The organism is Bradyrhizobium sp. YR681 (assembly GCF_000282615.1).
GTDB lineage: Bacteria > Pseudomonadota > Alphaproteobacteria > Rhizobiales > Xanthobacteraceae > Bradyrhizobium.
This window is the reverse complement of sequence record NZ_AKIY01000076.1, coordinates 1-9,400: the sequence shown is the minus strand read 5'-3', so window position 1 is coordinate 9,400 and position 9,400 is coordinate 1. Positions and strand designations below refer to the sequence as shown.

The 9,400-nt window shown below is 64.7% G+C and carries 9 protein-coding genes, 1 tRNA gene and 1 pseudogene; 8 read left to right on the top strand and 3 right to left on the bottom strand.

Annotated features, from left to right (window positions below; translation table 11 throughout):
- Window positions 1–367: pseudogene (locus PMI42_RS09250) on the top strand (TMEM175 family protein); the annotation flags it as partial.
- On the opposite strand, the gene PMI42_RS09245 reads toward PMI42_RS09250, so the two are convergent.
- Entirely contained in the window at window positions 334–708 is a 375-nt protein-coding gene (locus PMI42_RS09245; RefSeq protein WP_008132907.1) for a YciI family protein, read from the bottom strand. The pseudogene PMI42_RS09250 and the gene PMI42_RS09245 overlap by 34 nt on opposite strands.
- Before the next feature lie 204 nt (window positions 709–912).
- Here PMI42_RS09245 and PMI42_RS09240 point away from each other — a divergent pair, with 204 nt between their 5' ends.
- Both PMI42_RS09240 and PMI42_RS09235 read left to right on the top strand, forming a co-directional pair.
- Entirely contained in the window at window positions 913–1,098 is a 186-nt protein-coding gene (locus PMI42_RS09240) for a hypothetical protein (RefSeq protein ID WP_008132904.1), read from the top strand.
- 25 nt (window positions 1,099–1,123) lie between these two features.
- Window positions 1,124–1,327 carry a hypothetical protein gene (locus tag PMI42_RS09235; protein ID WP_035965027.1) on the top strand — a complete coding sequence of 68 codons (204 nt, stop codon included), beginning with the start codon at window positions 1,124–1,126 and terminating at the stop codon, window positions 1,325–1,327.
- Window positions 1,328–1,337: 10 nt separating this feature from the next.
- Here the strand turns inward: PMI42_RS09235 and PMI42_RS09230 are convergent, their stop codons facing one another.
- Complete coding sequence (locus PMI42_RS09230; RefSeq protein WP_008132901.1) at window positions 1,338–2,051, bottom strand: substrate-binding periplasmic protein; 714 nt, start codon at window positions 2,049–2,051, stop codon at window positions 1,338–1,340.
- Between the two features lie 335 nt (window positions 2,052–2,386).
- On the opposite strand from PMI42_RS09230, the gene PMI42_RS09225 reads away from it, so the two are divergent.
- The 4 genes from PMI42_RS09225 (at window position 2,387) to PMI42_RS09210 (ending at window position 8,247) form a co-directional block, all read left to right on the top strand.
- Window positions 2,387–4,798, top strand: coding sequence for an ATP-binding protein (locus tag PMI42_RS09225; protein WP_008132899.1), 2,412 nt, complete (start codon window positions 2,387–2,389; stop codon window positions 4,796–4,798).
- A 332-nt stretch (window positions 4,799–5,130) separates the two neighbouring features.
- A tRNA-Gly gene (locus PMI42_RS09220) sits at window positions 5,131–5,204 on the top strand.
- A 318-nt stretch (window positions 5,205–5,522) separates the two neighbouring features.
- Entirely contained in the window at window positions 5,523–6,113 is a 591-nt protein-coding gene (locus PMI42_RS09215) for an RNA polymerase sigma factor (protein WP_008132897.1), read from the top strand.
- A 10-nt stretch (window positions 6,114–6,123) separates the two neighbouring features.
- The gene (locus PMI42_RS09210) at window positions 6,124–8,247 is read left to right on the top strand and encodes a vWA domain-containing protein (RefSeq protein WP_240535218.1); all 2,124 of its coding nucleotides are present in this window, start codon (window positions 6,124–6,126) and stop codon (window positions 8,245–8,247) included.
- Between the two features lie 55 nt (window positions 8,248–8,302).
- Here PMI42_RS09210 and allE read toward each other — a convergent pair whose 3' ends face one another.
- Window positions 8,303–9,100: a (S)-ureidoglycine aminohydrolase gene (gene allE / locus PMI42_RS09205; protein WP_008132892.1), complete on the bottom strand. Its 798-nt coding sequence runs from the start codon at window positions 9,098–9,100 to the stop codon at window positions 8,303–8,305.
- 213 nt (window positions 9,101–9,313) lie between these two features.
- Here allE and PMI42_RS40380 point away from each other — a divergent pair.
- Window positions 9,314–9,400: GDP-mannose 4,6-dehydratase (locus PMI42_RS40380; RefSeq protein ID WP_008132890.1), on the top strand; the 87-nt coding region annotated here is incomplete at its 3' end.

The following is a 9,400-nucleotide window of genomic DNA, read 5'->3' as shown; positions in this document are numbered from 1 at the left end:
GCTGGCGCGCCAGCCGGTGGCCAGCCGCGGCGCGGTGATGCTCAACCTGTTCTTCCTGCTGTCGATCGTGCTGTTGCCGGTGACCAACGGCCTCTACACCAACTACCCCATGAGCAGCGCGGTCGCCGTGCTCTACGGCCTGCATCTGACCGCGATCGCCGGGCTCAATGCCTGGCTGTGGTGGACCATCATCCGCGGCTGGCGCCGCGAGATCATGGCCTCGCTGTTTCCGCTGCTCGTGTTCATTCCGGGCACGATCGTTGCGGCCTTTGCGCCGCATGTCGCGCCCTTCCTGTGGTTCACGGCCTTCGGCGGGCTGCTGATCCAGCGCTTCTATGTCGCGCCGAACCCGTCGGCCGGCACGTAAAGCTTGACCGGGCGGATTTCGTAGACCGCCGACGGGTTGACCTCGCGCAGCTTCCGCGCCGCCGCGATCGCCTCTTCCTCCGTGTCGTACTCGACGAGGTGGAAGCCGAGGAGCTGCTCCTTGGTCTCGGCAAACGGACCGTCCAGCACGATACCGGCGCCGGGACCGCGCAAGGTGCGGGCCTTTCGGGTCTCATCCAGACGGGCAGCCGGCCCAAAATGTCCGCTTGCCCGCAAGGGGGCCTGGACTTCTATGACCTTGGCCACGACCGCGGCGTCCTGGTCCGGCGTCCAAGACAGGAGCTCGTCTTCCACATGATAGGCCAGGATGGCGTAAAGCATCGTCACCTCGTTGATTTTCGCTACGCGGGTCCAAAGGACGTATCACCGCGGCCGCAGCCGACAATCCTCCGCGACAAAAATATTGCGTCGTGCGTGCCGCGGCGAAACCATCCTGAAACCTGATTGCGGCCCTGCGGGGTGAACGCTGCCCAAAGCCGAGGCGACTGATGACCACTGAGAAGGCTGAGGAACTCGGAGGCGGCAATGTCGGGTCACACCATCAAGATCATCTGCGATGCACGGCGGTCGGCGCAACCGGAACCGACCGATCTGCACGACCACACGGGTCATCACCGCTATTATGGCAGCTCCGTCGAGAACGGCGGCGAGCGCATCGTCGAAAGCCGCCGCGGCAAGCGCCCGCGCGCGCTCAATGTCTGCGGCTTCTGAAGCCTCCCGCGACGCCGTCTTCCACATGGACGCTCTGCAACTGTCGATCGCCGCGCTGCCGTTCCTGCTCTCGCTGGCGAGCCGGAGCGGCAAGGCCATCGGACCATGCCTGCTCGCGAGCATCGTCACCGCGCTCCTCGGTGCGGAGCCTCACCGGGCGGTCGTCGCCTGGTGTGTCGGCGTGCTGATCGCAGCGGTGGCGTTACGCGAACGGCTTCGCGCGGCGTGAGCCGCCGCCGTCACGGTGCGCTCAGGACCTGCTTGACGAGGGTCTCGCGCAACGCCGCCAATTCGCCGCTTGCCTCCATCTGCGCGATCACCCGGCCGACCTTCGGCACCAGATCGCGATGGCGTTCGTGCAGATAATGGTAGATGTAAATGCGCTCCAGCGGTGGCGCGAGCGGGTAGATCCGCGCCTGCAAATTCAGCTTCCTCACCGCGACAAGCCCGCTGAACAGATCGGTGACCATCAAATCGAAGCGGTCGGCGTCGAGCATCTTGACCATGCTCTCCAGGCTGGTGGTCGCCGTGACGCGCGCCATGCCGCGCGTGCCGGCCTCGGAGGAGCCGACACCGCGAACGATGCCGATGCTGTGGTCTCGAATCGAATTCCAGCCGGCGACGTCGAAACGCAGTTTTGTCGTGAACACCGCGGGCTCGATGTAGTTGATCGCCGGCGTGACCTGTACGAGCGTCGGATAGTCGCGCGACAGCGTTCCGATCCGCTGGATCTCGCCATCGACCTCGCCGGCACTCGACAGCGCCAGCGCCCGCTTGCCGGGGACGTCCTCGAATTCGAGCCTGATGTCGAGTTTCGCGTAGACCGCCCGCAATATCTCGCCGCCGACATATTGATCGGGAATGTCGGCAATGCGCGCCAGCCTGATCCGCTCCTGCGCCTGCGATGGAGCGGCTGCGAGCAACGACAGGCAGGCGAGCGCTATCCGCCACATCACGCGTCTCCTCGAGCGTGCATTGCTACCACTGGATTCGCAGGCCCGCGCGATCTACCGGGAGTGGCGCCGACGCGCCGACTGCAACTGCCATCGCTCGCCCGTCATGCAGGCAACCCCGGACTTTAACCGATGTCATTCTAGCACGCGAAGTGATAGTTTACGCGGGAATCCTGCTGCTGGGCGCAAGATATGACCCCGCCGACCTCAAGCCGCCCAAGGGCCGACAGGAAACGCCACGCAGATCGCGTGAAGGGAAAGTCTCAACGATCGAATTGCTCGCGGTTGCGACCGGCCGGCCGGAGCAAGGGGCCGCCATTGCGGGGACGTGGTGCATGGGCAACTCAGGCGACGAGAATTCCAAGCGCAGCCGCGCCGTTGCCCCGGCGGCCGCCAAGCAGGGTGTGAGCGGGATCGGCGCCCCGCTTGCGCCGGCGATGTTGGGGGCGCTGCTGTCGCGGATCTTCAACTGGTCGCGCAGCGGCGTCGGGCCGCGCCTGTTGGCCGCCGTGCTGCTGTTCTCCTCGATCGTCACGCTGATGCTGACCGCTCTGCAGCTTTATCTCGACTACGATCGCGAGGTCGGCGTCATCGAGACGCGTCTCGACGAGATCGGCCGCAGCACCGCCGGCAGCCTCGGCGAGAGCCTGTGGAATCTCGACCAGAACCAGCTCAGGCTCCAGCTCGACGGCATCCTGCGGCTGCCCGACATCCGCGCCGCCGAGGTGCGCGAGATCGCCGATCGTCCCAATCCGATCCGTATCGCGGTCGGCGAGCCGAACACGCGTTCGACCGTGACGCGCGACTATCCGCTGAACACCATGGTGCAGGGGACGGCGCGCCCGATCGGCGTGCTCCACGTCGAGGCGACGCTGAGCGAGGTGTATCAGCAATTGCTGAATCGCGCCCTGGTCATTCTGGCAAGCCAGGCGGCGAAGACGTTTCTGGTCTCGCTGTTCATCATCTACATGTTCCATCTGCTGGTGACGCGGCACCTGGTCGCCATCGCCGACTTCGTAGGCAAATACAGCCTGGCGCGGCCGCCGCCACCCTTGCACCTGGAGCGCCGGCCGCCCTACGATCCCGACGAGCTGGACAAGGTGATCGACGCCTTCAACGCCATGTGCGGAAATCTCGAGCGCGCCTATGGCGAGCTGCGCGAGGCCAACGCCAATCTCGAGCGCGACCTCAAGATCCGCCAGCGCGCCGAGTACGACGCGCGCGCGAGCGAGCAGCGCTTTCGCGACTACGCCGAGACCGCTTCCGACTGGTTCTGGGAGACCGGACCGGATCACGTGTTCACCTATGTCTCCGAACGGTTCGACGCCTTCGGCATGAACCGGGAAGCCACGATCGGCCGGCGGCGCTTCGATGCCGCGTTCGACCGCGAGTCCGAACCGGAGAAATGGCGCGAGCACATCGCGACGCTGGAGCGCCACGAGCCGTTCCGGAAGTTCGAATATCGCGGCCGCGATCTGGCCGGACGCGTGCGCTATTTCAGCGTCAACGGCCAGCCGGTGTTCGGCGCCGACGGCCTCTTCATGGGCTATCGCGGCTCCGCCACCGACTTCACCGAGCAGCACGAGACCGAGGAGCGGCTGCGCCAGTCCCAGAAGATGGACGCGATCGGCCAGCTCACCGGCGGCGTCGCGCACGATTTCAACAACGTGCTCACCGTCATCACCGGGACCATCGAGATCATCCAGGAGGGGCTCGCGGACCGGCCCCAGTTCGCCGCGATCGCGCAGCTGATCGACGATGCGGCCGCGCGCGGCGCCGAGATCACCTCGCAACTGCTGACCTTCGCGCGCCGCCAGCCGCTGGAGCCGCGCGAGATCGACGTCAATGCCCTCGTGGTCGAGACGGCGAAGCTGCTGCGGCCGATCCTGGGCGAGCATATCGAGATCGTGACCCGGCTTGCCGACGACGCCTGGTCCGCGATGGCCGATCCCTCGCAGCTGTCTTCCGCGATCGTCAATCTCGCCGTCAATGCGCGCGACGCGATGCCGGGCGGCGGCAGGCTGACGCTCGAGACCGCGAACCGGGAGCTTGACGGCATGCGCAGCGCGGCCGACGGCGATGTCATGCGCGGCGCCTTCGTGATGATCGCGGTCACCGACACCGGGCACGGCATCCCGGCCGATATCCGCGCGCGCGTGTTCGAGCCGTTCTTCACCACCAAGGGGGTCGGCCGCGGCACCGGGCTCGGGCTGAGCATGGTCTACGGCTTTGCCCGTCAGACCGGCGGCACGGTGGTGATCGAGAGCGAGGAGGGACGCGGCACGGTGATGCAGTTGTTTCTGCCGCGCTCCAGGGGCGAGGCGCCGGCCAGAGCGGCCGCGGTCCAGGCGCCCGCGGTGGCGCGCGGGCACGAGACCATCCTGGTCGTCGAGGACGATCCGCTGGTGCAGGGCTATGTCATCGCCCAGCTTGGCAGTCTCGGCTATCGCACGCTCGTTGCCGGCGACGGCGCAGCCGCGCTCGCGCTGGTCGACCAGGGCGCCAGATTCGATCTGCTGTTCACGGATATCATCATGCCCGGCGGCTTGAACGGGCGGGAATTGGCCGAGGCCATCAGGCTCCGCCGGCCGGGCACGCGGGTGCTCTACACGTCAGGCTATACCGACGACACCATCGTCCACGAGGGGCATCTCGACCCAGGCGTGGCGCTGCTCACCAAGCCTTACCGGAAGTCGGAACTGTCGGAGAAGCTTCGCGCGGTGCTCGCAGGCGAGCCGCCCGCCTGAGCCGCACCTGGCAAAGAGGTACCTGCCAAAGAAAAGGCGCGGCGGGGAGGCCCCGTCGCGCCCGATTTCTTGCTCGCTGGTCCAGGGCTGAGAGCGCCCCGATGCCAAGCCTTTGTTCAAAGCCTAGCGGGCGATCCCAGCGAGGTGACAGCGCTTGAAACAAGACACTGGATCACCTCCTTTCGTTGGTTTCGGGAGACTTAATATAGGACGAAATCCCCGCGCCGTTAAGGGGGTGGGCCAGGGCCCGGGAACAGGCCGTCCGCGAGGCGGGAAAGATCGATCCGGAGCAGTTGAGACCGCCGCCCGGCCGTGTTAGGTGATCGCCCAACGCGGGTGTAGCTCAATGGTAGAGCAGCAGCCTTCCAAGCTGAATACGAGGGTTCGATTCCCTTCACCCGCTCCAAAGCCGCTTTATTGCGTTGGCGAGAGAGTCGGATTCATTCTGACAAAAGGGCTGCTCCAGGTGCATTGCCACCTCCGCGGAGCGCCGTAAGGCTCTGACCGAATTTTTTTTCTGACCTGGCCCAAGGATTCCGCCGCCTCGTTCGTCTCACTTGGTGAATGCCTGGAAAATCTCTCTTTCCCGGCGCCCCGATCTATGGATGGAACGACTATGGTAGGGATAAGGCGCAGACGATCGTGGCCCCGGACAGGACTGGCCGAGGGGCCGGCTAACGGTCCCGATTGTCTTGCTCAATCCTGTCGACCTTGAGGAAACGGCATGGGGGGCGTCATTCAGCTTGTGACCGCCGCGGTGACTGAGCCGCCGGGTGGCGGCGCCACGGATGACGACCTCGTGAGTCTGGCCACGAAGGGCAACCGTGCCGCATTCGAAGCCTTGTTGCGGCGTCACTACGGCCTCATGCACCGCGTTGCGTGGCGCATGACCGGCTCCCAGACTGACGCGCAGGACATTTGCCAGGATGTCTGCTGCGCGCTGGTGGAACGGATCGCTTCTTTCAGGGGGGAGGCGAAGTTCACGACCTGGCTGATCGGAATCGTGCGCAACGCCTGTCATGATCACCATCGGCGCCATTCGACGTTGGCGCGCCTGAAAGGCCACCTCGCCGTACTTGCGGGAATGGCGGCGCCGCCGGATGGCAGGGATCTTTTCCGTCGCAGCTGGCTCGCGAGCGAGCTGGCGCGGCTTTCGCCGCTGCTGCGCGAGACGGTCGTGCTTGTCGTCGGCGAAGGCATGACGCACGCGGAGGCGGCCACCGCGCTCGGCGTCACCGAGTCGACCATCTCCGGCCGCATGCACGAGGTGAGGCGGCAGGCGGGTCTCCCGAAGGATACTGGCGATGAGGACTGATCACGACATCATGCGTTTGCCCGACCCTCCACCTGCGCCGGACGCGCGTGAGGCGGCTGTGCAGCAGGCGTTGCTGAGCTTCGATCAAGAAATAGCCCAGGAAAAAATCGCCAACGACAGCCAAGAAATTCCGACTGACATTCGTCTCATCGAGCGAACCGCCGCGCCCTTGCGGCCGTCACGCGAGAGGACTGTCATGAAGCGTACGCGATATCTCCTGGCCGCCAGCCTGGCCTGTCTTGTTGTTGGATCGGGCACCTACCTCCATCTGATGCAGTCGCCGCAGTTGAAGGACATCGCTACGCCTGTCGAACAGCAGGTGGCTGGCAACGACGTCGTTCAAGCTCCATCCACAGTGCAGGCAAAGAAGGAAAGCGAAAGCCAGGGCCAGCCGCAGACGCAAATCCAAACCGCCACTCCGGCCGGAAAGCCCAACCAGGAAGCCGCCGCGCCTGCGGTTGCGGCAGCGCCGCCTCCCGCCAAGCCGCATGTGGAAAATCCGATTGCCAGCCGGGACGCTCCGAAGGCGCCTCCCGCGATGGCGTTGAGCGCTCCCATGCAGGGGGCACCGTCAGAAATGTACGCTCTTAGAGGCCGGAACGATCAAATGCACGCGCGCGCGCCGTCTGCGCAGCTGTTTTCGCAGATCGAAGTCTATCGGGACCAGCGTGAACACGCTGTTGGCGCGCCCGAGCCGGTCGGCCGCGACAAGTTTGCGAATGCGCCGGAAAACGCCTTCAGGATCGCGCGCGATGCACCGGTCTCGACATTCTCCATCGATGTCGATACGGCGTCGTACGCATTCGTCCGCGCCCAGCTCAACCGCAATGTCCTGCCGCCGCCCGCGTCCGTTCGGACCGAGGAACTGATCAATTACTTTCCCTATGCCTATGAAGCGCCCGCATCGGCGAGCGAACCGTTCCGGGCCAACGTTGCCGTGTTTCCGAACCCCTGGGCGGAAGGCCGCAAGCTCATTCGCATCGGTGTCAAGGGTTATGCGCTGCAGCAGACGAGCCGACCGCGCGCGAATCTGGTTTTCCTGATCGATACGTCGGGCTCGATGCAGCCGCAGAACCGGTTGCCGCTCGTGAAGCAGTCGCTCGCCATGCTCGTGACCCAGCTGAAACCCGAGGACCGCATCGCGATCGTGACCTATGCCGGGAATGCCGGCACGGCGCTCGAACCGACTTCCGTGTCCGAGAAGGCGAAAATCCTGGCGACGATCGACCGGCTTGAGGCGGGCGGCAGCACGGCGGGCGCCGAAGGCATCAGGCGAGCCTATGCGCTTGCCGAGCAGAACTTTGACGCCAGCGGCGTCAACCGCGTCATCCTCGCGACCGACGGCGACTTCAATGTCGGCATCACGAGCAAAGATGAATTGAAAGGTTTCGTCGAGCGTCAGCGCGAGAAGGGTATTTTCCTGTCGGTGCTCGGTGTTGGTGCCGGCAATTACAACGACGCGATGGCGCAGACGCTGGCGCAGAATGGCAACGGCGTCGCCGCCTACATTGATACGATCAACGAGGCGCGCAAGGTGCTGGTCGAAGAGGCAAGCTCGACGCTGTTTCCGATCGGTAAGGATGTGAAGATCCAGATCGAGTTCAATCCGGCAACCGTCGCCGAATATCGACTCATCGGCTACGAGACCCGACTTCTCAACCGCGACGATTTTGCAAACGACAAGGTCGATGCCGGCGACGTCGGTTCGGGGCAAACCGTGACGGCGCTCTACGACATCGTGCCTGTTGGCGGTCCTCGAACGGTCGACGATCTCAGATACGGTGCGCAGGCCCCGGCGAGCGGCTCGCCGTCGCCGGCCGAATATGCCTTCGTCAAGATCCGTTACAAGCTGCCGCGATCCGATCAAAGCGTGCTGATCAGCACGCCCGTCGATCGCGGGTCCGAACACGCCCGGTTCGAGGACGCGCCGCTCGATGCCCGCTTTGCAACCGTTGTAGCCGCGTTCGGCGAGATTCTACGTGGCGGAAAGCACACCGGCCAATTCGGCTATGACGACGTGCTGCGTATCGCCTCGGCCGCGCGCGGCGACGATCCTTACGGCTATCGCTCCGAGTTCCTTCAGTTGGTGCGCGCGGCCAAAACCGCCAGCGCATTGCAGCCGCTGCGCCCTTGATCGATGTCCGATTCTGTCGGCTGTCCGTGGGGGAGCCGACCACCGGCTCCCCTCGTCAGAGCACGACATCCCGGTTGACGTTCTTGTACAGGAGATAGACCGCTTGGCTCGAACCTGTGGGATAGAATTGCTGCGGGCAGAACGATCCCATCCAGATGAAGTCGTCGACCCAGATTTCGTGCCAGCTGTCGCCGAGATAATACAGGCCTTGCCCCTCCAGCATGAGCAAGCCGTGCTCCATGATGTGGGTCTCGACGGCTGGAAAGCAGACGCCGGGCTGGAAGAACATCAGGTTCATCTCGAAATCGAATCGCAAGTCGCCCATCGGCAGCAGGTGCTTGAAGCCGCGCCCCTGGAGTCCGGTATGGTTCGTCATCGGCATCGATTGCTGTTGACCGGTGATGGCCGGCGGCGTCGCGATTCCCTCAGCCGTTTCATAACGTTTCTTGAGCGCGAGGACGCGGGCGGGCGCGCCGGGATGACAGGACATCGTGAAGGAGGTGCCGGGCGGCACATAGGCAAACCCGCCCGACGTCAGCGAGGTCGGAGCTTCGGTGCCGATGCTGATGTCCACGGTGCCCGTCACGACGTAGAAGAAATGCTGAAGATCGACGCAGATCGGCCGGGCCGTGCCGCCCGAGGGCTCGATTTCCAGCATGAACTGGGCGAACTCGGCTCCGAGCGTCGGCGCCGCCAGAAAGCGCACGGTCGTTGACGACCACGCCGGCAGCCGGCTCTTCAAGACGCCTTCAGGCGGAATGAACGCGAAATTGCGGCCGACGACTGCGCGGCTGTGGCCGATCGCGCCGGGACGAACGACGCCGGGCTGGACGGGCAGATCGGTGGGGTGCATCTGGGATTTCCTGGTCAACTCGCAACAGCGAATGTTCTGCTCATATCGACGTCTTCAATTTGATTAGATGAGAGCGAGGTGCACCGCAACGGCGGTCGTCCGTTGCCTGCCATACCGGGTTGACCCCGGCGGCCGTTCTGTCAAAGAAGGCGGGGTTCGGTCGGAGGTCGAGACCGCCGTCCCTTTTGGCACTGTTGGGAGTGGGGTGCGGATATGGCTGAGCGGATCGCTCTCATCACCGGCGTGACCGGGCAGGACGGCGCCTATCTTGCCGAATACCTGCTGTCGCTCGGCTATGTC